Below are 25,319 nucleotides of genomic sequence, written 5' to 3'. Positions count from 1 at the left end.
AGTTAGTTTTGACCCCATTTTTGGTTTGGCTGTGCTCCCATTACAAAATGCAATACACCGCCGTTTAGCAATTCTTGGTGAGAGATTGCTGTTTTATTAAATGCTTTTCCGTTTAAAGTAGCCGATTGGATATAGAAATTCTTCTCTGAAACATTTTCAGCTTCAATTACAAAAGTTTTTCCGTTTGGAAGATTTAAAGTCGATTTCTCAAAAATCGGACTTCCAATTTCGTATTCTCCAGACGCCGGATTCATTGGGTATAATCCCATTGAACTGAACACATACCAAGCCGACATTTGTCCGCAGTCTTCGTTCCCGCTTAAACCGTTTGCTGTAGTATTATATTGTGTATCCAAAATATGACGTACCCAATATTGTGTTCTCCAAGGCTGTCCTGCATGATTGAACATGTAAGCTATGTGATGGCTTGGCTCATTTCCGTGCGCATATTGCCCGATCAAACCAGAAATATCTGCAGAAACATTGTTTCCTGTAATTTCAGAACTCTCTGTGAACAACTGTTCTAAACGTTTTGTGAAAGTGTCGTTTCCTCCGTGAAGTTTAATAAAATCATCCACATTATGAGGCACAAACCAACTGTGTTGCCAAGCATTTCCTTCCGTATAATCGGTATGTTCTCTGTGATTAGAGTGTTTTGGATCGAAAGGTTCATTCCAGGATTTTCCATCTTCTGATTTTCCTCTCATGAAACCAGATTTGGCATCAAATAAATATTCGTAAGCTTTTGAACGTTTGGAGAAAAACTCATAATCTGCTTGTTTTCCTAATGCTTTTGCCATTTGAGCAACGCACCAATCATCGTAAGCATATTCTAAAGTAATCGTAACTGATTCATCTAATAAGTTGTACGGAATGTAACCGTATTTTTTATAGAAATTCAAACCGCGTTCGTCCTGCATCATAGTTGTTTTCATAGCTTCGAAAGCTTTTTCAGCATCAAAACCTTTAATGCCTTTCATATAAGCATCAACAATAACCGGAATCGAATGATATCCTGTCATGGTATTGGTTTCATTGGCATATAATGTCCAAACCGGAAGAATCTTTTTAGTTTCGTAATACGCTAACATTGAATTCACTAAATCGGAAACCTTTGTAGGTTCTAATATAGTTAGCAATGGGTTTTCTGCTCTAAAGGTATCCCAAAGTGATAATGTAGAATAAGCAGTATAATCTTTAGCAGTAATAATTTTATCGTCTTCTCTTCTAAACTGACCATTTTTATCGCTGTACGTTACAGGTGCCACTTGTGCATGATATAAAGTAGTATAGAAAATTGTTTTAAGAGAATCAATTGGAGTTTCAACTGTAATTTTACTTAAAGCTTTGTTCCAATCAGAAGAAGCTGTAGCTTTTACTTTTTCAAATTCCTGATCTTTATCTAAATTACCTTTTGCGTTTTCAACACTTACAGAAGAAAGTGCCACTTTTACACCTAATTCCTTAGAGTTTTTAGAATCAAAGAACAATTGCAAAGCGGTATTTTCGCCTTCAGCGTCTGAACCAGAAACTACTTTTTTATCAACAGTAATGATAGATTCTGTAATTGGTTTAGAAAATTTGGCAACAAAATATACTTTTTGATTTTTTGCCCAACCTGTACTATAACGGTATCCACTAATAGTATTGGCATCTTCAATTTTGATGGACGTTTTTACCGCTTTGTCCCAGTTAATAGCAAAACCTAAATCGACAACAACAGATTGTGTGTCGTTATTATTATAGGTATACTTATGGTATGCGGTTCTTTGCGTAGACGTTAATTCTACATTGATTTTAGGATCTTCAAGAAAAACTTGGTAATAACCCGGTACTGCTTTTTCGTTAACATGACTATATTTTGATTTATACGGAAGGAAATCGCGTGAAGCGGCTTTGGCGGTTAAATCTAATTTTTTGTTTGTCGGCATAAATAAAATATCTGCCAAATCACCGATTCCTGTTCCGCTTAAGTGTAAGTGACTAAATCCAGAAACTATCGAGTCAGAATAATGATAACCAGAACACCAATCCCAGCTTGAAATTCCATTATCCGGACTTACTTGTAACATCCCGAACGGAACTGTTGCGCCTGGATACGTATGTCCGTGGCCGCCAGTACCTATAAAAGGATTCACATAATTTGCAGCAAAACTTTTGTGATCTTTGTTTTTATCAACTTTTATTTTGCAACTTGCAATAAAAATTACCGTTAAAAAGAGCAGAGTAATTTTCCTCATATCAAAACAATATTAATTTAACTTTAAATTTAGATAAATTCAACTTTTACCAAAATAAATTTAGACGGACGACATTTAAACAGCTCTAAACATCAAAAAAAAGTAATAAACGACATTTTACACTATCAATATGATTTTCAACTCAAGCAAATCTTATAAGCTTCCTGTACGCTATCATGCCTACTTTTGGCTCTCCTATTTTATGCTAAATACACTTCGTTGGGGAAGTTATTTTAACGATTATGTGTACTCTTTAAAAACGACATTACTGGGTTTCCCAATTCACATGGCGTTATGTTATTTGAACATACTAGTTTTAATGCCGTATTTAGTTTATCGCAAAAAATACTTCCTATATATAGTAACCGTTTTGTCTGCTATTTTTGTAATGGTTGTGCTAAAATTTAATCTCACCTATTTATTAATTACACATAATGTCTGGCCTGAAGGTCCGCAAACCATCAATACACTAACGCTAAATTATACAATAGACATGATGATGGGTGAATTGTATGTGATGACTTTTGTAACTGCAATAAAAATAACACTCGATTTATTACAAGAACAAAGACGTGTAACCGACTTGGAAAAATCGCAATTGGAAACAGAACTTCTGTTTTTAAAATCTCAGATCTCACCTCACTTTTTCTTCAACACTTTAAACAATATCTATTCGCTTTCTGTTGAAAAATCAAATAAAACTCCTAAAATAGTCCTGAAGCTTTCTGAACTAATGCGTTATATGCTTTATGAAACAAAAGAAAAAAAGCAAACTTTGGAAAACGAGATCATGTGCATTCAGAATTATCTTGATTTGGAAAGAATCCGAAACGGAGAACGACTGGAAGTAAATATGTATATTTCTGGAGATATTCATGACAAAGAAATTTCTCCTGTATTATTATTGACTTTCGTCGAAAACGCATTTAAGCATGGTGTCAATAAAAATACAGGAAATGTGATAATTGACATCAACTTTAAGGTAAAGGGAGATTTCTTATATTTTGTAATTTCAAACCCTATGCCCGAATTTACCGTACATAAGGATAATTTTAACAAGTCAAGTGGTATAGGTATTGAAAACGTCAAAAAAAGACTAGAGCTGGCATATAATAAAAATGACTATAAGCTTTCATTTAAAAATAAAAAGAATATTTTTGTCGTTAAGCTAGCTATAAAGGTCACATAGTCTCGCTTTTAGCAGTTTCTAAAACTATACCTACAAAAAACCAAATATCGGCCTAAAATACTATTTACAAATGAAAATAAAGTGTTTAATTATCGATGATGAGCCATTGGCAATAAACGTTATTAAAAATTATATTGAACAGATTGAGGATTTAGAATTAGTAAACACCTTTAGTAATTCTATTGAAGGATTAAATTTCTTAAAAAACAATACTATTGATGTAATTTTTCTAGACATCAACATGCCTGTTTTAGACGGTATTAATTTTATCAAAAGTTTAGAAAATCCCCCGTTGCTTATTATAACAAGCGCTTACGATCAGTTTGCAATTGAGACTTACGAATTGGATGTTTTAGATTATCTGGTAAAACCAATTGAGTTTCCTAGATTAATGAAGGCCGTGAACAAAATCAATAAACGTCTTAATAATACAACGAGTAAATTACCACAAGAAAACAGCAAAGAAAATCCTTTTATCTTCGTTAAAATCGACAAGAAAAAAATGAAGAAGATTTTCTTAAACGAGATTCTAGTAATCGAAAGTTTAAAGGATTATTTAAAAATAAGCACTACTTCTGGAAAGTTCATTATTCACAGCACTTTATCAGATTTTACAGGATTACTACCAGAAAGAGATTTCATCAGAATCCACAGATCATACACGATTGCCATTGACAAAATTGACGCAGTAGAGGGAAACAGCATTGAAATTGAAGGTTTACGATATGTAATAGGAAGATCTTACATAGACGAAGTGAAACAAAAAATCCTGAATTCATCGATTTAGGTTTAACCGCAAAGCACGCAAAGATTTTACGCAAAGTTCGCTAAGACTTCATTCTATATTGTATAAAAAAATGAGACTAAAAAAGTTCGCAAAGCCTACTCTTTAAGCTTTGCGAACTTTTTTATTTCTTTCTTTATCAAGCAAAAAAACTTTGCGAACTTTGCGTAAAATCTTTGCGTGCTTTGCGGTAAAAAAAACTCTGCGACAAAAAAACAAAAACCATATAAAAACGAAAATGCGGCCAACCACGACCGCATTTTCTCTCAATTATAGGTAACTAACCAAAATAAACCATGAAATAGTCTATTATCTTTATTGCTGCAAAAAGCACTTAGAAATGATAACGTTTAAACGCCTCGATAGCCGAATAATCTGCTAATCCTAAGTTGTGATATTTTTCTGCAGTCAATCTGTTTCTGTCTTCAACTCGCACCCAAAACTCTCTGCTGTCATCACCTTGGAACATAACTCCATCTTTTTGAGACTGGTGATAAAAAATTGCATGTCGTTTCTTTAAAACCTGATCAGGACTCATTGGTACTGCCATGTCAATTTGGTACGATTCCCATTCATGCCAAGCGCCTCTATAAAGCCAAACCCAGCAATCATCCATAAAATCTTTATGTTTTAGTCTTTTTAAAGCTTCAAACAAACTGTCTAAACACACTTTATGAGTTCCGTGCGGATCTGCTAAATCTCCAGCAGCATAAATCTGATGCGGTTTTATTCCTTCAATAATGTCGCACATAATGTCAACATCTGCATCCGAAAGATTATTCTTTTTGACTGTTCCTGTTTCGTAAAACGGAAGATCTAAAAAATGTACATTAGAATCTGGCAAACCTAAATAACGTGTTGCTCCAAAAGATTCACTTCTTCTAATTAATCCTTTTAGTTTTCTAACTTCTAAAGAATCAATTTCATTTCCTGTTCTGTTTTGAAGAAATTCGATAATTCCGTCAGATATTTTAGAATCAGGATTTAATGCTTTTGAAATTTCTGCAAACTTCAAAGCTTCTTCATTTGAAACTGCAATATTTCCAGATGTTTGATACGCTACATAAACTTCGTGTCCCTGCTCTATCAGACGATCAAAAGTTCCTCCCATTGAAATCACATCATCATCTGGGTGCGGACTAAAAATGATTACTCTTTTCTTTTCCGGCATAGAACGTTCCGGTCTGTACGTATCATCAGCATTTGGTTTTCCTCCCGGCCAGCCTGTAATCGTCTGCTGCATTTTATTAAACATCTTAATGTTTAAATCGTATGCAGTTCCTTCTTCTGTCAAAAGACTTGACATTCCGTTGTCGTTATAATCTTTATCAGTCAACTTTAAAAACGGCTTTTTAGTCAACTCACTCAACCAAGCCACCGCTTTCAATTTTAGTTCATCTGTCCAAACACAAGACTTAACCAGCCAAGGCGTTTTAACTCTTGTCAATTCAGACGAAGCTTCAGTATCTAGAACAAATGTTGTGTTGTCATGCTCTTGTAAATACGTCGCTGGCACTTGCGAAGAAACTTTCCCTTCGATTGTCTTTTTTATAATTCCTGCTTTACTGATTCCCCATCCTAGTAAAACAATTCTTTTTGCATTTCTAACAGTACCAATTCCCATCGTAATGGCTTTTCTCGGAACATTATCTATTCCTAAAAAAGAAGAAGCTGCGTCAACTCTGGTAATGTGATCCAAAGTAATACTTCTTGTACCTGAATTTACATGTGAGCCAGGTTCATTAAAACCAATATGTCCCGTTCTTCCGATTCCTAAAAGCTGAAAATCTAAACCTCCGTAAGAGATAATTTTCATCTCGTAATCGATACAATACTGTTGTAATTCCTCGGCACTCACCTGTCCATCAGGAATATTGATATTTTCTGAAGGAATATCTACATGATGAAACAAATGCTCATGCATAAAATGATAATAACTCTGCATATCATTTTTATCCATAGGATAATATTCGTCCAAATTGAAGGTAACGACATTAGCAAAACTAAGCCCTTCCTCTTTGTGCATTCTAACTAGTTCTTCGTAAACTTTGATAGGAGAAGATCCTGTAGCCAAACCTAAAACACAAGGTTCGTTCAGTTCGTTTTTTCTCTGAATTAAATTAGCGATTTCTCGAGCGACCAATATAGAAGCTTCTTGTGACGATTCGAAAATAACATTGTGAATTTTCTCAAAACGAGTTTCTTCAAATTTCCCTGCTTCCCTAAAACCTATATCTTCTTTAATCATACCGCTCTGCTGATTTAATTAATGCAAGATAAAAGTAGAATTATATTATCCGTTATTACCAAAAATTCGACTAATAACGGCTAACGTTCGGCAGAAAGCAAAATAGGAAACTTTAAGTAGTTTCCTATTTATAAAAAGCCTTTTACTCAACAACTCCAATTTCAGCAATTGAAACTGTTTGTGCTTTTCCTACAGCACTTGTAGCGACAAATTTCAAAAATCTTGCTTTAACCGTAGAAAAACTCTTAATTTGTTCAATTGGGTTGTGTTTAATATTAGAGAATTCTCCTTCTGATTGTTTGTCCCAGTAAAAATTGTCAACACTTGTATACAATTCATAATTTGAAATCAAATTTAAATTGTTGCCAACCTGTTGCGGCGTATAGGTAAAACCTTTAATACTGACCAATTCTCCCATATCTATAACAACAGTTTGTGGCAGTTTGTTCTCATCATTTCCAAAAGCCCAATCGGTATTGGCATCGCCGTCAATAATTCTTTCTGCTGATTTATCATCTCCGCTTGAAACTGAAACAATTTTCCATTTTTCTTTAGAAACACCATATTTTGCTGATTTAACCACACTGTTGATTTTCTCTTTCGTATTTCTTGCAATAGCTTTTATTTCTACCGCTTTATTATAAGTAAATGGTGCTTTATATAAAGTACTTTTTTCTGAAGGTGTTTTTCCATCCAAAGTATAATAAATCGAAGTTCCTTCTTCCGATTTAATCGTAACCAAACCATTTTTATCTCGGCCAATATGTGGTTCTTTTACAAAAGTCGGTGCATTATAAGCTTCGATTGTACTGATTACAAATCCCGCTTTTGCATCTAAAACATTAACTCTAAGCGCTGTTGCAGTAACACGATCTAAACGCAGGATTCTTTTGTAACCAATTGTCGTTTCATTGGCAATTGTTTTCCATTGTCCGTCAATTTTTGCTTCGATAGAAAATGCTTTAACACGCTGTCCTAATTTAATATATTCCTGAAGCAAAACTCTATTAATTGCCGTTGGTTTTTTAAACGTAAATTCAACTGTAGCTTGTTTTACTTTATCGTCTGTTGCCCAATAGGTATTTTTATTTCCGTCAATCACATTTTGAGGACCAAAATTAGGATCGTTTGCACGAATGTTCGAAGCCTGAGCCTGAGTTCCTGCTAAAAGTTCTTTGCTAAAATCGGCTTTAATTGTCGCAACGAGTTCTTTCAATCTTGCTTCGTCATTTTCATGAACCAAACCTCTTCTGTCAACAGGAAGATTTAATAATAATGTCGCATTTCGTCCAATTGACTCATAATAAATATCTACCATTTCGTCAAGCGAACGCACTTTATCATCTTCAACCGAATGATAAAACCATCCCGGTCTGATGGAAACATCTGCCTCTCCCGGAACCCATTTTTCTCCGTCTTCATGTCCAGACATAAATTCTGTATAATGTACTTTTCCAGCCAATTCATCTTTCTGGCGTAATAAAGACCAATTGGTTTTTCCTGCGCGTCCTTCTTCATTTCCAATCCATCTTGCTTCAGATGGACCAACTCCCCAAACCAACGTTTTTGGTACGATACTGTAAATTAATTTATAAGTCTCGTCCCAATTATAATAAGTTAACGTATTGATTTTTCTAGTTTCGTTTGCACCTCCATAATAGCCATCGCCGCCGTTTGCACCATCAAACCACATTTCGAAAACATCGCCGTAATTCGTCAATAATTCTTTTAACTGATTTCTGAAATAAGTAATATACTCCGGTTTGCCATATTGCGGGTGATTTCTGTCCCAAGGAGAAAGGTATAATCCTAATTTTAAATCGTACTCTTTACAGGCAGCAGCCAATTCTTTTACCAAATCTCCTTTTCCATTTTCCCAAGGTGAATTCTTTACAGAACGTTCCGTATAAGCCGAAGGCCAAAGACAAAAACCATCATGATGTTTCGCAACCAGAATAATTCCTTTCATTCCGGCTTCTTTTACCACACGTGCCCACTGACGAACATCTAATTGCGACGGATTAAAAAGTTCCGGCGATTCGTCTCCAAAACCCCATTCTTTATTGGTAAAGGTGTTTAATGAAAAATGTACAAAAGCATAAAATTCCATTTCCTGCCAGTCGATTTGTTTTTGCGTTGGAACTGGGCCAAAAGGCTTTGGCGCATTGGCAAATTCCTGTCCAAAACTGCTAAAAATTACACCAAAAAGACATAAAGAAAGGTAAATGTTTTTCATTGCTGAGCTGCGTTAAAAGAGTCTATAAAACATAAATGTACTATAAATTGATTTTCTAAAATATAGAATTTCGACCAACAGCAGATTTAATAGCGTTTTGGGTTTTAAATGTATCGATTTAAGAAATTAAATTTCTTTTCATCATTCTAAAATGAAAAACAATGAAAACTTCACTTTTTAATCTCCACCTCCACAGCCACCGCATGAGCTTCCACAAGAGCTTCCGCAGGAACTAGAAGAACTTGAACACGAAGAACCGCAGGATGAGGACGAACTTGAAGTCCCCGAATCTGTGCTGAAAAAGTTGTTAGTATTAGAATTTGTACTATTAGCTATTGGAATAAAAAAACTGGAAAGTACTACACTTCCATACAAAAAATAATTCCACTCCCAATTGTTTTGGACTTCATTATTATTTCTGATTTCTTTTTTTAATGCAGATGAAATAACCTTAGAAAACATAAAAGTTGTGAGTCTATTGATATAGCCAATCGAAATTAAAACTAAAGGAACAATGGAAAACAATAAGAATGTTATAGGTTTACCTCTCCAAATTCCTGTAATAAACCGGCTGAAGATAATACTGAGCAATACTCCTAAAACAACCATCACAGAAGTAGCAATAAATGCAAAGTCTTTTGAGGTAATAACCCTGTTTCTAATTCTGTAAGTTGCTTTTTGTAATTGGTCAAAAATGGGTTTCTGTTTTACAGTATGACATAAATCTTTATAAGAAACAGATTCGGAATCTCTCATAAATTCAATTACACAGTTTTCATATTTATTATCCCCTAAACTTTTATCAAGTAATTCTAACCTGTTGTCTGTTCTAATTCTAATTTTTTTATTCTGAATCAAATTATTGACAACGCCATGAATCACTTTTTCTAATTTACCTTCTTTAAAGAAAACCAGCTCCAAAGCAGACAGATTTTGAACAATTGGATTGGATTTAATTTTATTATATAAAGAAAGAAAACTTCTTCTGATGTAAAACTCCAGCAACAGAATAACAGTAAAAAACAATATAAAATAACCAATTAAAAAATCTGGATTTTTAATTTTTATTAGGATAGGAAAAATCAACAGACAAACTAGAATCGAAGCAATTATTGAGTACTTTAAAAAGTTTTTTCGAAGTGTAGCAACATTAAAACTACTGTTTTCAAGTTCTAAAGAATCTAGTTCATTGGTATAATGCCAAACTTCTAAAGGCTGTTTTCCAAAATTACTTTCGTATAATTCTTTTGTACGTTCTTTCGCTTTATTAAACATTTCAAACTCAGCTCTATTATGAGTCGACGGAATATGTTCGATTCTTTTTCCTAAAAGACTGCAGAAATCGGTATAGGAATTGGTAAAAATCAAATGCTGATGCCAGACAATATCAACAATTTCTGAAGGTGAAACCATTTCATTTTGCGTCGCCGCCAGAAACATAAACTTTTTATACTCCAACAAAGCAACTTGAGTAAAATATAATGTCCAATGATTTTCAAGCGCCAATCTTGTAGAAAAACCATACTGATCTTGTAAATTATCAAACTCAAAACCTTGAACTTTTTCCCAAAGAATTTTATCCATAAAGAAATCTTTAATCATTGAAATTACGTCAAATATAACAGGTAATTTTTGTCTGACAAATTAAGTTGAGAAAATAAATTTAATTACTTAAATGAACAAAATAATAGTATAAAGATCTTTTATATAACAAATCATTGTTTAAGATTTTATTTACAAATAAAATTTATATTTGCATTCAATCAAACAAAACAAAAATGGGATTCTTAGATATCTTCAAAAAGAAAACTGGTTATAATTTACCAGATATGTACAAAGGAATTGTAACAAAAGAAGAATATAATTTTGTTATGAATACTGCTATTCAATACCACGAAGAAAACGGATTTGTAATTAGCAAAATAGATGAAGGAGAAATTGTTACTGAAGTTGGTGGTGAAGTTCAACATCGCTATTTTGATAATTTAGTTAGAACACTTTCCGGCAATAAAGATGGCAATTGGAGAAACATCATTTATGAGCATTTCAATAAATTGAAGTACAATCCATCCGCATTTGACTATTTATATAAAGATTTTAGTTATGCCTCTCAATTTTTAAGAGTATTAATTAAAGGAGAAAGCTTCATTATACCGAATGGAATTGAAAATTACATTTCAAGAGTTGATTTTCCAGAAACCAACACCTTCTTAATATTAGAATTTGAAGGGCAATTTCATTATGTAAGAAGAGATGAATCTTTAGAATGGGAACAAACTGAAGAAGAACTTTTCGAAATTGCTATAAATAATATTCCAACAGATGAAATTGAAACAAAAGTTTATGATTTACATGAAAATTTTAAAATCTATACTTTCTTTAGTGGCGACTATAGTGCTTCATACATGTTAAATTTAAAAAATGAATCAGAATATCTCAAAGGAAAATTTGGAACATTAATTTCAATTCCAACTAAAGGAACAACCTTAGCTTGTCCTATTGAAAACGGAAATATTTTAGAACTAATTGAAATTATAAATCCTGACAATGAAAAATTTTATCACGAAGATCCTGGAAATATTACATTAAATTATTATTGGTTGCATAACAATAAATTCTATCTTTTTCCAAGTGAAAAAGTTGCTGACAACAAAACAATTAAACTTCCTAAAGATTTACTTGATCTTCTTGAGAGAAATAGTTAAACATAAAAAGAGCTGTCAATAATGACAGCTCTCTGTAGGTTTTTCAAGTTAGTTGTATAAGCTTACTAATTCAAAATACTTCTTAAAACAAATGAAAAACCAATGTATGCTAATATTGTGGTCCAGCAACCTGCGGTTTCGATTTCATGATTACTTCAACTGTACTTGGTTTTGCAAAGAATTCTTTAGCGAAAGCTTTTAAATCAGCTGCTGTGATTTCGTTTAAAGTTTTTTTGTAAATAACGTCGTCTTTGAACGTTTCATTATGCAAAATCATATTATTTAAACTGCTCAGCCAGAATCCGTTTGTCAGGACTTTTTCTGCTCTAGCTTTTAAAACCGTATTTTTAACCGATTGAATGTCTTCTTCTTTCGCTTCTTTTTGTTGCATTAAAGCGATTTGCTCGTAAACAATTTTCGTTAGTTTTTCTTCTTTTGCAGGATCACTATCAAAATTAATCGTCATTGAATATTCATCAGACGGTAGACGGCTTACTGAATTAGAGACATGAACACCATAACTTCCGCCCTCTTCTTCACGAATTAAGTCCAGGTATTTTTTAGACAATAATTCAGATAAAATATGCATTGTAAATACATTTTTATAGTTGTACGGAAATTGTTTTACAAATCGAATGTAAACACTCGCTTTTGGAACATTCATCTCGCGAACCAATAATTGTTTAGCAATTCCAGGCGCAGGATCTAAATGATTGTCTACAAAATTTTCTTTTTTGTTTGCATCTGATGATATACTTCCAATATATTTTTCAAGTAATGCAATGGCATTATTAGGAAGATTTCCAGTAAATACAAAAGTAAAATCGGCTACATTTTGAATTCTCTCTTTATAGATTTCCGAAGCTTTTTCGAAACTTAATCTTTTCAGAAAATCTTCATTCAACAAAGGAACTCTTTTGTTATGGTTGTAATTTAACTGCGAAATAGTATCCTGAAAAACCTTCGGATTGGTATTGGCAGCGTTTTCTAATGAATTACTAAAACCGGTCAGCATTCTTGTATACGATTCTTTATCAAATCTTGCCTGTTCAAAATACAGATATACCAATTGCAATAAAGTCTCAAAATCTTTTTGGTTACTGGAACCTTGAAAACCTTCTGTTAATTCTGAGATATAGGGTTTAACATTGGCAATTTTTCCATTTAATTTATCTTTCAAATCGGTGCTTTTGAATGTGCCTAAGCCCGAACTTTCTACCAAACTCACCGCAATTTGAGAAGACGGGATATCTTCTGTTTTAATTAATGAACTTCCTCCTAAACTATAAGCAGAAAATAAAACTTCATCTTTTGCCAATGTTGTTGGATATAAAACGATCTTGGCTCCATTTCCTAAAACATAACTTTTCGCTCCTTTTATTCCTTCAATCGGCGTTTCTTTTGTCACTTTAGAACCTTTCAATTCTGCTGTAATCAAAGGCTGATCTGTATCGGTTTCTTTGTATTTTTCCAGAGACATTTTCTTAACTTCTACCATGATTTTCATATAATCTTCTTTTGTCGGATATACTACATCACTTTTATCTGGACCTGTAACCGTCATCACAATATTATCAGTTGTCTGAAGCTTTTTAACGGCCTGATTGATTTCTGCAAGCGTAATAGAAGCTAATCTCTTTTTGATGTTTTCATATTGCGTATCGATACTTTCAAAAGGAACAGCTTTCAGGAAATACTCCACCAATTCTTCTGAAAATTCGTCGTTATCAATTTTGTCTTTGTTTTGAAGCAGATTTTCATAATAACTCAAAACGCTTTCTTTGTTTCGGTCTAATTCTTTCTGCGTAAATCCATAACGAATCGCTCTTTCAGTTTCAGTCATCATTTCTTTGAAACCTACCAGTGTTTTATTGTTTTTTGGAACCACATATAAACTGTGCGAATTGGTTAGTCTTGAAACTTCCGAAGGTCCAGTTGCCATTTTTAGTACAGCCGTTTCATTGTTTTGAATGAATTCTTGATAACGTCTGTTCATCATATCGGTTGCCAGATTATTGACCAAATCTCTTCTGATCGTTTCGTTATTCTTTATTTTATCATAGTCTTTTTTGTAGTAAAGAATAATTGAAGTTTCCTGCGCTTCTTTGTCTTTTGCCAAAATATATTCCATTCCTTTATTTTTTGGAATCGAAACATAATAACGTTCCGCTGGATTCTTAGGCATTTCAATAGAAGAAAAAGTTTCAATGATCTTCTTTTCAATTTCTTTTACATCAATGTCTCCAACTACAATAACAGCTTGTAAATCTGGGCGGTACCATTTTTTATAATAATCTCTAAGAACCTGATAATCAAAATTATTAATAATATTCAAATCGCCAATTACGTCTCGTTTTGCATATTTAGAACCTTTATATAATGTTTTATCGGTTTCTAAACGAAGTCTGAAATCAGAATCACGTCTGGTACGCCATTCTTCTCTAATTACGCCTCTTTCTGCATCAATTTCTGAATCTTTTAAAGAAAGAAAACCTGACCAATCGTGCAATGCTAAAAGACAAGAGTCAATTAATTTTGAATCTGTTGCAGGAACATTACTTAAATTATAAACCGTTTGATCTTGTGCCGTATAAGCATTAATATCGGCACCAAAACGAACTCCTTTTTTCTCCAGCATATCAATAATACCTTTTCCTTCAAAGTTTTGTGTTCCGTTAAAAGCCATGTGTTCCAAGAAATGCGCTAATCCATTTTGATCGTCATTTTCTAAAATTGCACCGACATTTTGAGCGAAATAAAAACAGACACGGTCTTTTGGAAATTCATTATGCAGGATATAATATTTCATTCCGTTCTTTAATTTGCCCGAAACGACATCTTTGCTCAACGGAACTGTAGTCGAAAATTGAGCGGCGCTTTTAAATCCAATTAAAAGGACAAAAAGCCAATATTTTGATTGAAAAATTTTCATTTGATACTTTTTATTTTTGGGTTGATTGGTACGCGGATTTAACGGATTCGCTTTCGCGAAAACGCGGATTTTCACTGATTTTAGTATAATATTTAAAAAAATCCGTTTTTATCAGCGTCTTTACGAAGTAAATCCGTTTCATCCGTGTCCCAAATTATTTTTTAAAATTCCGGACTCCTTCCTGAAGCCATTCGTAATAAGCATTTATATCTGGATTATAAGCCGATGGTTTATTCAAATCATTTTCCTGATGATCCATTAAAACGTAATATGGCTGTGCATTGGTCTTATATTTCAGAATCTGAAGTTCACTCCATTTCTGTCCTGTATATTTTAGGACTTTGCCTGTAATTTTGGAAGTAACTTGTTCCTCTTTTGGTAAAGGTCTTTTATCATCCACATACAGGGAAATTAGAACCACATCATTATTTAGGACATTCAAAACTTTTGGATCCGGCCAGACACGTTCTTCCATTTTACGGCAGTTTACACAGGCATATCCAGTAAAATCAATCATTACAGGTTTGTTTACTTTTTTCGCGTAAGCTAATCCTTCGTCATAATTATGAAAAGTCGGAATTCCGTTTGGACCGCTTTCTGCACCTTCTGGCAACGCTGTTTTTTCATTGTTTTGACTTACGACATTTCCGAAGCCATTTGGTGATTCACTGTATTGTTTTGCCGGCGGAAAGCCACTGATATATTGCAACGGAGCGCCCCAAAGTCCCGGAATCATGTAAACTACAAATGATAAAACAATAATTCCTAAACTCAGTCTTCCAACAGAAATATGAGTTATGGACGAATCATGCGACAATTGGATTTTTCCAAATAAATAAAAAGCTAATACCGTGAAAATGGCAATCCAAATGGCTAGGAATACTTCTCTTTCTAATAAATGCAATTGTAAAACTAAGTCAGCATTGCTTAAGAATTTAAAGGCTAAAGCCAATTCTAAAAATCCTAAAACCACTTTAACGGAGTTTAACCAACCACCTGATTTTGGAAGTGAATTCATCCAGCCCGGAAAAGCAGCAAACAAGGCAAACGGCAATGCAATCGCTAATGAAAAACCAAGCATTCCAACAATCGGAGCAATTCCTGCCTGACTTGCCGCCTGAACTAATAAAGTCCCAACAATGGGTCCTGTACAAGAAAAGGAAACAACGGCCAATGCCAATGCCATAAAGAAAATACCAAAAGCACCTCCCATTTCCGACTTCTGATCGATTTTAGTCAGCCATGAACTTGGCAATACAATTTCGAAAGCGCCTAAAAAGGACAAGGCAAAAACCAATAAAAGCAGGAAGAAAACAATATTAAAAACAACGTTTGTTGCTAGGGCATTTAAAGCATCTGCACCAAAAATTGCTGTTACTAAACTTCCTAAAATCACATAAATTACGATAATAAAAATTCCGTACATGATAGCATTTCTAATTCCGGCCGCTTTGGTTTTACTTTGTTTGGTAAAGAAACTTACCGTCATTGGAATCATCGGGAATACACAAGGGGTAAACAAAGCCGCAAGACCTCCTAAAAAACTGAAGAAAAATAGCGTCCATAAACTTTCCTCAGGGGCTGTTTTTCCTGAAGAAATTTCTTTTGGCAAGTCTAATTTTTCAGGAGTATCCTTGCTGGCAATGCTAACAGAATCTGTTGTGTTGTTTGTGGTATCCTGTTTAGTAATTGATTCGTCTTTTGGAGACAAATCTGTATTTTTTTCTTCTGCAGCTGTACTTGCTAATTCTTCGTTTTTAACTGGTACATCCGATTTTTTGAAGGTAAATTTTACTTCTTTTTCTCCTGGAGGCAGACAGCTGTTATCGTTGCAGACCATAAAAAATATTACGGCATCAACAGTAAAAGCATCGTTTGTTTTTCTTTCGATATTCTGTGTAAAAACTGCTTTATCTGCAAAGTATTTAATTCGCATATTAAAAACAGGATCGTCTACTTCATGTCCTGCAGGCTCGACTACAGAACCTATTGTCTTGTAGTTTTTAGACTTTGGAAAAGTAAAACTTGTAGGAGCCGGTCCTCCAGATGGAACGTTCTGAGAATAAATATGCCAGCCTTTATCAATTTTAGCAATTATACTCAAAGTATATTTGTTTTCTCCTATTTCTTTTACTGAAGTAGTAAATGAAACGGGATCGTAAATTTGGGCAGTAAGATTGCTTATCGCAAAGAATATTGCGATAAAAAGGAATATTTTTTTCATGATGTTAGAGAAATATACTTATTGTATTTTTTTATCTAAATGTTGTTTTTAAACACATAGAATCATAGGACTTAGATTGTCTATAAAAGGCATTTCATTTGTTTAAATAAACATAGATATAGATCTTTAAACTTTGTCAAAGTTTTGAACTTTAACAAAGTTCTCACAATACTTACACAAAGCTATGTGTTGAGAAACGAGTTTCTCTTTTATACTCTTTTCAAAAAAAATAAAATCTATGTTTCTATGTGTTTTAAGAATTTACAATCACTTTTTATATCGAGCCAAAATCCACTTTGCAATATCATCTAAAACTTCAGGGGCAAAAACTTCATCAAGTTCTTTGGATTCACCTTGCGTACAAGTTTTACAATGCTGATACATATGATTTAAACCCGGATAAATCTTTGTAGTTAAATCTTTAGTTCCCAAATATTTTTTGAAAGATTGGATATTCTCTACAGCAGGAACCTGAATATCTTTGTCTCCATTTGCTATAAATACCGGAACTGTAATCTTTGGCAGAAAGTTTTCTGGTTTGTAATGAATCGTGTAACGATACCATTTTCTATCGGCATCTTTTCCATAACGGTATAAGAAAGTCTGGTCACGTCCATCCCACATTTGTACTTCTTTTAAAGTTGTGGTGTCTTGTTGCTGCATCCATTCTTTTAGTTTTATCTCCATTGCCGGTTTTGTCGATTCGTTGTCTTTGGTATTGTAAACTACGTTGAACATGATGTTGTACATTTCCATCTGTTTGGCTACGACTTTATCTGAGAATTTATAGCTTTTTAAAATGGCTGTATTCTGCAGATTCAACATTTCTAATCCGCTTACCCCAACACCAGAAAGACTAATCATAAATTTTACATCTTTATTTCGTGAACTTACGATTGAGGCTATCATACCGCCTTCGCTGTGTCCGATTACTCCAATAAAAGAGGGATCTATGTTTTTATCACTTTTTAAATAAGCGATTTGTTCTTCAACATCATTAGCAAAATCTCCTGTTGTGGCATTTTCAAAATCTCCAGTAGTTTTTCCATATCCACGGTCGTCTACACGTAAAGAAGCGATTCCGTTTTTTGCCAGATAATCAGCCAAAACCGTGAAAGATTCTCTTCCCATAAAAGTATAATTTCGATCGTGTTGTCCTGTTCCTGAAATTAAAATGGCTAAAGGATATTTCTTTTTGTTGTTCGGAATTGTTAATGTTCCTCCATAAGTAAGTTTTGTATTTTTCCCTAAGAAAGTCATATCAATTACCTGATACGGATAAGGTTTCTGCGGATGCTGTGCAAAAAACAAAGGCGTTATTTCGTTTTGCTTTTTCAAAACAACCGTTGCATTTGGAATTGAATAATGATTAAAAACTCCTTCAACTGCAGTTTTATCGGCATTGTACTTTCCTTTAAAAGAGAAATTATACATTTCATTTTTAAAGGAAATACTATCCTTATTTTTACGAACTCCAACCTTTATCGATTCGTACTGCTGTTCTGGGATACTTAACAAAAGGGAATCTTTCGCGTTATCAAAATCGCCTTTCACCACAATTCGGTACGAATGGTACTGTCCCTGCCAGATGGTTTGTGAAAAACCAATCTGACAGCACAATACTGCTATACTGAGATATAAAAAATTAACAATTTTCATTTTATAACTTAACTAAATTATTTTTTCTCAGCTTTTAAATAATCAACGATAATCGAAATTTCGTCAACCAATTCGCTTGGGCTTCCAAAATAACCATTAGACATCCATCTTAAATTTCCATTTTGGTCGATGATCATTTTTTCAGGAATTCCAGAGAAGTGAAATGCTTTTGAATACTTATCATAAACCGCATCGAATTTTCCTGTTTTTGGATTTTTACTATCATACAGAATTGTAAAATCAAAACCTTTTTCTTTAATGAAAGCCTGAGTCTGCGCTTTAAAATCTTTAATGTATTCCATTGTATCTACAAAATAGAATTTCACATTATCATCGGCTTTGTATTTATTTACTGCCATATTCATTCCTGGCATTGCATTTTTACAAGGCCCGCACCACATCGCCCAGAAATCTAAAACTACAATTTTACCTTTTTGATCGGCTAATTTTACTTTTCCGCCACGGCTGCTTTCCATTTCAAATCCATCAATTGGAAGATTGATTAATTCTGAGATTAATTTCTTTTTATGCTCTTCATTTTTATCTGCTTTTAAAGAATTTAAGTAAGTCTCGAAATCAGCTTCTTTTTTACCTTCTTTTAAATACAAATCTTTTAAAGTTGCAATTATTACAGGCGTAACTTGGTTTTGTTTTGCTGCTTCTAAAATATAAGCTTTAGCTTCTTCGGTCTTTCCTTCTCTTAAAAGCATTCTTGAATATACTTCGTTATAAGAAGCATTTTTAAACTGCATTACAGGTTTTATTTTGTCCAAATATTTTCTTTCTAAATCATAATTTTTGAAAATTTCCTGAAGTTTTGCATACGTAAAAAACTCTCTAGCTCCAAAGTTCAAACATTGCTCCTGCCATTCTTTCAATGATAATTTCTGTGCATATTCCTTTGGAACAAATGCTTCTCTGCTTTCTAATTCTGGATAAATAACATCTGCATATTTTTTCAATGTTTCTAAGGATGTTTTTTCGCTTCCTTCCTGATCTCTGTCAAACGGAATAGATACTAAATGCCAAGCGTAATCTAATACAATTCCGTACGAAGCTTTTTTTACATTATTGATCGCATAATTGTAATCTTTGTTTTTTACGATATAATTGTAAGCAATAGCCTTGTACATTTTATCGTAAAAAAGTGCTTCTGTATCAGTTAAAACATCTTGAAAGTTACTTTGCGGAAAATTTTTCTCAAAGGCATTGTATAAAGCTACTTTTTTATTGAAATCAGCCTCATTGAATATTTTTTTAATCTCTAAATCACGAGCCCAAACGCCATTTGGATATTTAGTCACTAAAACCTTTTGAACAGAATCTGTGAAGGCTTTATTGGCTGGTTGCGGCATTAAACCTAATGTTTTCTGAATTTGATACTGTGTAACGTTGCTTAAGTTATTTTCACTCAAAATAAAACGAAGTTCTTTCTTGAAAATCGGTGACACATCTCCTTCAGTTGACTGTTGTTTGAATTTTAAACCATAAGAGAAAACATTTTTACGTGTTTCAGGATGGTATTGCAATTCGTATTTAATCCACATCAAACCTACTTCATCTCTTATATAAGCACTATCGTGCACGACATTTGGAACTTCATCCATAAATGCTCTGCTTCGTAAAAGTCCCCAGCCTGTGTAAGCTCCTGGAACTTGTGCAAACATATAAGCATGAGGCATTTTTTCTCCTCTATCTACAATGGTATCCGATTTAAAAACACAGTTGATAAAAGAAGCGTGATCTGAAAGCTTCATCTTTGTAGTCCATTTTTTAGCTCCATCAGCTTTCAAAGTGATATCGTTTATAAGCCATTTAAAGTTATCATAAGTATATACGACTCCGTTTACATATTTCGCATTGGCAAGCGGTCCATTAGACGCATCATACGTTAATGTAACCTCGTCTCCTGGATTTGGATGTTCTGGCGAAAGCTTAATCGCCATTTCTTGAGCAAATAAAGTGGTAGTGATACTAAAAAGTAATAGTATCAGTTTGATATTTTTCATGTCTGTTATTTTTTGATTTTAGTGCACTCAAAGAATGATGAGTGCACTTTTATGATTAATCTAATTATGGATTTTGCTGTAAGTTTGGTGCGTAATCGTAATAAATTGGAGCATACGGCATTTGGTAACGATCGCTGTTTGGAGCAAGTGTAAATGTTTGTCCTGCAAAAGTATGTGTAATAGTTCTAGCAAATTCAGGTTCTTTGTTCAATCGTTTCAAATCAAACCATCTAAAATTGCCATGTCCCATCAACTCTCTTCTTCTTTCTGCCAATACTTTAATTAAAGCATCTTTACTATCTGTTGCTGTCATGGCAACATATTGTGTCGCTCTAAATCTCTTTTGTCTTAATTTATTTATTTCAGCCATTGCCAAATCGCCAGAACCTGCCCTTGCAAGACATTCTGCTTTTATAAGCATCATTTCTGGTACTGTTGGTCCTCCGTTTCGGCTTTCTCCTGTTAAACCTTCTTTAGCATAAGTCCTTCCTATTGTATAATCAGAACTAAAAGTACTGGTTGGCTGTGTAAACAATACATAACGCAAATCATTAGTATCAAATGAATCTATTAATTCATTACTTAATGATAAAATTTGCGGTGCATAAGTTAACGAAGAATATCCGTTCCACTTTGATAAAATTAATTCTCTATCCAGTCTTCTGGTTGGAAAAGCACTAAACTCGTAATCTTCCAAGTTGTTTAATGTACTTTGAATTGCTAATGACTTTTCTGCATTTTCTAAAGCCAAAGGATAATTACGCATATACAGATACGTTCTTGCTAAAAGTGCATAAGCCGACGCTCTCGAAGGAAACGCAACATTGTTACCCGAATTAATTGGTTTTAACCCTGAATTTACAGCATCGTTTAAATCGCTTAAAATAATATCATATGCATTTTGAACAGTACTTCTTCTGATATTGTCTGAAACTGTTGGAGTTGTAAAAAGAACAATTCCCAGATCTGTTGCTGCTGTAGTGGCATCATAAGCTTTTCCAAAAGCATTTACCAAAGTTAAAAAGATAAAAGCGCGATGTACTTGTGCTTCACCTTTAATGGCTAGTTTTTGAGCTTCTGTTCCCTCTTTACTTTGCATTACTTCATTGATCACAATATTAGCATTGTACAAAGCACTATACATGCTATTCATATTATAATCTAATTCACCATCAAAATAAATTTGATCTGCCCACTTGTATTGATTCACAAAAGGACGATTGTAATCTGAAGCACTTAATGCAGTCGTCTGAGCTTCATTTTGAAAACTTATATCATCTGATGCTACATCTAAAGCTCCATAATTTATGTCAAATGCATATGTATTATTTAATAGATATCTGTAGTTTTCAGTTTCTTCGGGTATTAATCTACCCTCGGTTTTGATATCAACGTAATTATCACAGCTCAAAACAACTGCTCCTAAAGCTATTATCGTGATGTATTTTAAATATTTTTTCATCTTTAAAAAATTAAAAATTAACATTAAAACCAATTGAATACATGGCCATTGCCGGCAATTTCATGTTAGTTCCCGTGTAAGGTAAAAAGTCAGGATCTAAACCGTCTTTGTTTTTTCTCCAGAAGAAACCAAGATTTCTAGCTGTAAAAGTTACCGAAGCACCTGTTATAGAACCTCTGTTGATTAAGTCATTTAAATCGTATTTTAATGAAAGCTCTCTAAAACGGATATGATCTCCTTCCATAATACGGTTATCTGAAGACAAATATCTCACAAGACTTACACCAGATGAACCTATAATTCCCGGAACTGATGTAGTAGCCTCATCTCCTGGGGTTCTCCATCTCTGGTCAATATCCGTATTTAAATCGTATCTGCTAAATCTTCCTGATCTGTCTACATAACCTCCATAAGTTGGTTTAAACATTACGTAATCAAATTTGTAAGTTGCCAAAATATATAATGACAATTTTTTATACGTAAAGGTGTGGCTAAAACTTCCAAAATATGAAGGGATATTGGTTCCCATGTATTTCATATCCTCAATGTCTTTTAAAGAAGTAAAAGAGTTTACAATATTACCAGACTTATCATATACCTGAGTTCTACCAGTTGCATCTAATCCTGCTGATCTAAAAGCAAAGACACTGCCCAATGGATAACCTTCAACTGGCGGTGTTCCGCCTGATCCATTTAAATACTGACTGAAATTTTGAAAACGAGAATCGGTTACTTCCGTAGTATTGTATGTAACTACAAGACCAGCATTCCAAGAAAAATCTTTTGCTTTTAGAATAGTTCCGTTTAAACTTAAATCGACACCATTTCCAGATAATGTTGCTGCGTTTTGTGTTAACGAGTTATTTTGAACTCCATAAAATGGAGAAATTGGGAACTCTACGATCAAATCTTTACTATTCTTTTTATAATATTCTACAGTACCGCTTAATCTACTGTTTAAGATAGAGAAATCTACTCCTAAGTTTAAGATTGCTGTTTTTTCCCAACGTAAATTAGGATTTGCCGGCTTACTTATTGAAGCATAAGGCAGCTGTGAAAAACTATCTAAATTATTTAAAGTTATATTGGTAAAAGGAAAGACTTCCATATTAATATTACCATTGTAACCATAACTAGCTCTTAAACTTAAACTGTTAAATAAGTTACTGTCTTTTAGAAAAGATTCTTCTTTAATATTCCATCTTGCTCCTGTTGACCATAAAGGTGTTCTTCTTAGTTTTTTATCTACTCCAAAATTGTTGTAGTCATCTAAACGGGCACTTCCTGTAAGTGTATATTTGTTCTTATAAGTATAGCCTGCATTTGCATAATACGATAAAAATCTTCTGCGAACATCTTTATGCTGGTTACCATACTGTAGCGTATAATTATATCCATTTACATCAACGTAATTTAGCGATGGAAGATCTACAGAAGTTTGCGTTTTTGGATTATATCCAAATAATGTTCTACTGTCTTGACTTTCTCTAGTTTCTCTAGCTTCAATACCTGCAATTGCATTAATCAAATGATCCTGGCCAATTATACCATCATAATTTAATTGCCCTCTCATCGTATAACTGCTTGTTCCAAATTCGTTATTTTGATAAATACCTCCTAGCGGAATTGCATGTACTAAATCGCCATTACTGTTTATAGAAGTTGCTGAGTTAATCATATCACGTGCATAGTATGTCTTTTCATTGAACATATTATCATTTGATGTACGTGCATTTTCTATTGAATAAGTTCCTACAGCATCTAAACCTTTTAATAAAGGAGCTGTAGCCGAAATGGTAGCACCAAAATTTAATTCGTTTGATGATTTATCGCTATTGTTCAATTCATCTATATAATTGTAAGTCCATGGTAAATACCCCTGTTGCTCCAAAGCCATAGTTTGTGCACTATAATAACGGTGGTAATAATTTACTGAATTTCCATCATCTCCAACAATTTGATCGTAAGGCAATAACGTATTTGCTGAAATTCCTAGTGGAGAAAGTCCTAAACCATTCATTTTGTATTTAAAAATAGAACCTCTCAAGCTTGTGTTCATTTTTAAATAATTGAAAAGCTTAAAGTCCTGATTTGATAACAAAGTCAAACGTTGTCCGCTATTTCCTTTTGATTGAGTTTCTTCTTTAGAATACGATCCAGACATGAAATAAGAGTAATCATTTTGTGCACCACTAAACGATAAATTATAATTTTGCGTGGATGATGCTTGGAGCAAATACTGTTCTGTCTGTCCATAAGTATTACGATTACGCAATATATCTAAGCCGGCGTTTCTCTGAGCTTCAGAGATAGCACCGCGTTTGTATTGAAACATCAAGTCCATTCCCTGACTAATAGGAGGAGCTAACATATACGTTATACTTGCCGGATCTGTAACCAAATTTTTATCTACAAATTCCTGTTCTAAATTTAAAACCTGAGCTGAATTCATTAATGGAAGTTTTGATAAGGAAGGCTTATTCGAAAAACCATAATTTTGAGAAAAATTGATTCTCGTTTGTCCCTGTTTTCCTTTTTTAGTATCAATTACCATTACTCCGTTTGCCGCTCTTGCACCGTAAATAGAAGCCGAAGCTGCATCTTTTAAGAAAGTAATTTTCTCAATATCATTCGGATTTATCGTTCTGATATCTAATTCTGTAGGCGTACCATCAAGTACAATTAATGGCATTGCATTAGACCCTGTTGTACCTTCAAAAGTAGATTTTCCTCTAATGGCAAGATTATAACTATTTCTGCCTTGACCATCTCCATATGTAGTTCCATAAACAAAAGTGTTATCAGAATCCTGAATATTTAATTGCAGACCAGCAACTTGCCCTTCCAATCTGTGAAGCACATTGTTTACAGGAACTTTTTCTAAATCTTTGGCTGTAATTGCAACATAAGATCCTGTAGAGCGCTCTCTATCAATTTTTTGATATCCTGTAGAAACAATCTTTACTTCATCAAGCTTGCTAACATCTTCTAATAAAACTGGATTGATAATCAAACTATCCGTAACAGTAACCTCTGTTTTTTTGTATCCTAAATACTCAAAAACAAGAACATCGCCTTTTTTAGCCATGATTTCATAAGAACCATCAAAATTGGTAATAGCACCATCTTTAGTTCCCTTTACCCAAACAGTTGCTCCAATTAAAAATTCTTTTTTTGAATTGGTAACAACTCCTTTAATCTTTATTTTTTCTTCTACTATAGAAGTTTGGCTGGTTTTTACTTTTGGATTTAATGCAATAACAATCAATTTATTATTTACAAATTCTGCTTTATAATCGTTACCAATTAATTCTTTGATAACAGCCATAACATCGGCTTTATTTACAGAAATATTTACTCTTCTCTGGGCATCAAATACATCATCACTGTAGAAAAACTCTACATTGGTTTTTCTCGTAATTGTTTTTAAAACGGCAGATACAGATTGGTTTCTTGCATTTATAGTTACTTTTTGCGCATAGGCAAAAGCGACTACATTAAAAAGAAATATCGATAATATTAGGGATTTCTTCATTAGGTCAAGAAATTTATCCCAAAGCGCGGATTTTACCCCACAATCTTTTGCGGATAGGTTTTTTTTCATACTTTTAAATGTTTTGGTTGGTTAATG

Annotated in this window: 13 protein-coding genes; 3 read left to right on the top strand and 10 right to left on the bottom strand. The window is 33.4% G+C overall.

Annotated features, from left to right (window positions below):
- Positions 1-2: 2 nt before the first annotated feature.
- On the bottom strand, positions 3-2,240 hold the full coding sequence (locus GSY47_RS09065) for a GH92 family glycosyl hydrolase (RefSeq protein ID WP_179005837.1): 2,238 nt from the start codon (positions 2,238-2,240) through the stop codon (positions 3-5).
- A 130-nt stretch (positions 2,241-2,370) separates the two neighbouring features.
- Between GSY47_RS09065 and GSY47_RS09060 the strand changes: the two genes are divergently transcribed.
- Positions 2,371-3,429 carry a sensor histidine kinase gene (locus tag GSY47_RS09060; RefSeq protein WP_179005835.1) on the top strand — a complete coding sequence of 353 codons (1,059 nt, stop codon included), beginning with the start codon at positions 2,371-2,373 and terminating at the stop codon, positions 3,427-3,429.
- A 70-nt stretch (positions 3,430-3,499) separates the two neighbouring features.
- Entirely contained in the window at positions 3,500-4,216 is a 717-nt protein-coding gene (locus GSY47_RS09055; RefSeq protein WP_179005833.1) for a LytR/AlgR family response regulator transcription factor, read from the top strand.
- A gap of 331 nt (positions 4,217-4,547) precedes the next feature.
- Here the strand turns inward: GSY47_RS09055 and nagB are convergent, their stop codons facing one another.
- From nagB to GSY47_RS09040, 3 genes are all read right to left on the bottom strand, one after another.
- Entirely contained in the window at positions 4,548-6,461 is a 1,914-nt protein-coding gene (gene nagB / locus GSY47_RS09050; protein WP_179005831.1) for a glucosamine-6-phosphate deaminase, read from the bottom strand.
- Positions 6,462-6,603: 142 nt separating this feature from the next.
- Entirely contained in the window at positions 6,604-8,697 is a 2,094-nt protein-coding gene (locus GSY47_RS09045) for an alpha-L-fucosidase (protein ID WP_219071240.1), read from the bottom strand.
- Positions 8,698-8,874: 177 nt separating this feature from the next.
- A complete protein-coding gene (locus GSY47_RS09040; RefSeq protein WP_179005827.1) occupies positions 8,875-10,281 on the bottom strand; it encodes a glycine-rich domain-containing protein in 1,407 nt (468 codons plus the stop codon).
- A 194-nt stretch (positions 10,282-10,475) separates the two neighbouring features.
- Between GSY47_RS09040 and GSY47_RS09035 the strand changes: the two genes are divergently transcribed.
- The gene (locus tag GSY47_RS09035; RefSeq protein ID WP_179005825.1) at positions 10,476-11,402 is read left to right on the top strand and encodes a hypothetical protein; all 927 of its coding nucleotides are present in this window, start codon (positions 10,476-10,478) and stop codon (positions 11,400-11,402) included.
- Between the two features lie 109 nt (positions 11,403-11,511).
- Here GSY47_RS09035 and GSY47_RS09030 read toward each other — a convergent pair whose 3' ends face one another.
- The 6 genes from GSY47_RS09030 to GSY47_RS09005 form a co-directional block, all read right to left on the bottom strand.
- A complete protein-coding gene (locus GSY47_RS09030; RefSeq protein WP_179005823.1) occupies positions 11,512-14,334 on the bottom strand; it encodes a M16 family metallopeptidase in 2,823 nt (940 codons plus the stop codon).
- Positions 14,335-14,488: 154 nt separating this feature from the next.
- Entirely contained in the window at positions 14,489-16,558 is a 2,070-nt protein-coding gene (locus tag GSY47_RS09025; RefSeq protein WP_179005821.1) for a protein-disulfide reductase DsbD family protein, read from the bottom strand.
- A 267-nt stretch (positions 16,559-16,825) separates the two neighbouring features.
- Entirely contained in the window at positions 16,826-18,217 is a 1,392-nt protein-coding gene (locus tag GSY47_RS09020; RefSeq protein WP_179005819.1) for an alpha/beta hydrolase family protein, read from the bottom strand.
- Positions 18,218-18,234: 17 nt separating this feature from the next.
- Positions 18,235-20,226 (bottom strand): redoxin domain-containing protein, encoded by a 1,992-nt coding sequence (locus GSY47_RS09015; RefSeq protein WP_179005817.1) that lies wholly within the window; start codon positions 20,224-20,226, stop codon positions 18,235-18,237.
- A gap of 64 nt (positions 20,227-20,290) precedes the next feature.
- Complete coding sequence (locus tag GSY47_RS09010; protein WP_179005815.1) at positions 20,291-21,688, bottom strand: RagB/SusD family nutrient uptake outer membrane protein; 1,398 nt, start codon at positions 21,686-21,688, stop codon at positions 20,291-20,293.
- Between the two features lie 10 nt (positions 21,689-21,698).
- Positions 21,699-25,292 carry a SusC/RagA family TonB-linked outer membrane protein gene (locus GSY47_RS09005; RefSeq protein WP_179005813.1) on the bottom strand — a complete coding sequence of 1,198 codons (3,594 nt, stop codon included), beginning with the start codon at positions 25,290-25,292 and terminating at the stop codon, positions 21,699-21,701.
- Positions 25,293-25,319: the final 27 nt, after the last annotated feature.

It is taken from the genome of Flavobacterium quisquiliarum (assembly GCF_019308285.1).
In the GTDB taxonomy this organism is placed as follows: domain Bacteria; phylum Bacteroidota; class Bacteroidia; order Flavobacteriales; family Flavobacteriaceae; genus Flavobacterium; species Flavobacterium quisquiliarum.
Note: the sequence above shows the minus strand (reverse complement) of the source record. Positions and strands in the feature narration are given on the sequence as shown.

Bases quoted from the DNA above. Each gene is read 5' to 3' on its own strand.
- GSY47_RS09065 (WP_179005837.1), bottom strand. From the start codon at position 2,240: ATGAGGAAAATTACTCTGCTCTTTTTAACGGTAATTTTTATTGCAAGT.
- GSY47_RS09060 (WP_179005835.1), top strand. From the start codon at position 2,371: ATGATTTTCAACTCAAGCAAATCTTATAAGCTTCCTGTACGCTATCAT.
- GSY47_RS09055 (WP_179005833.1), top strand. From the start codon at position 3,500: ATGAAAATAAAGTGTTTAATTATCGATGATGAGCCATTGGCAATAAAC.
- nagB (WP_179005831.1), bottom strand. From the start codon at position 6,461: ATGATTAAAGAAGATATAGGTTTTAGGGAAGCAGGGAAATTTGAAGAA.
- GSY47_RS09045 (WP_219071240.1), bottom strand. From the start codon at position 8,697: ATGAAAAACATTTACCTTTCTTTATGTCTTTTTGGTGTAATTTTTAGC.
- GSY47_RS09040 (WP_179005827.1), bottom strand. From the start codon at position 10,281: ATGGATAAAATTCTTTGGGAAAAAGTTCAAGGTTTTGAGTTTGATAAT.
- GSY47_RS09035 (WP_179005825.1), top strand. From the start codon at position 10,476: ATGGGATTCTTAGATATCTTCAAAAAGAAAACTGGTTATAATTTACCA.
- GSY47_RS09030 (WP_179005823.1), bottom strand. From the start codon at position 14,334: ATGAAAATTTTTCAATCAAAATATTGGCTTTTTGTCCTTTTAATTGGA.
- GSY47_RS09025 (WP_179005821.1), bottom strand. From the start codon at position 16,558: ATGAAAAAAATATTCCTTTTTATCGCAATATTCTTTGCGATAAGCAAT.
- GSY47_RS09020 (WP_179005819.1), bottom strand. From the start codon at position 18,217: ATGAAAATTGTTAATTTTTTATATCTCAGTATAGCAGTATTGTGCTGT.
- GSY47_RS09015 (WP_179005817.1), bottom strand. From the start codon at position 20,226: ATGAAAAATATCAAACTGATACTATTACTTTTTAGTATCACTACCACT.
- GSY47_RS09010 (WP_179005815.1), bottom strand. From the start codon at position 21,688: ATGAAAAAATATTTAAAATACATCACGATAATAGCTTTAGGAGCAGTT.
- GSY47_RS09005 (WP_179005813.1), bottom strand. From the start codon at position 25,292: ATGAAAAAAAACCTATCCGCAAAAGATTGTGGGGTAAAATCCGCGCTT.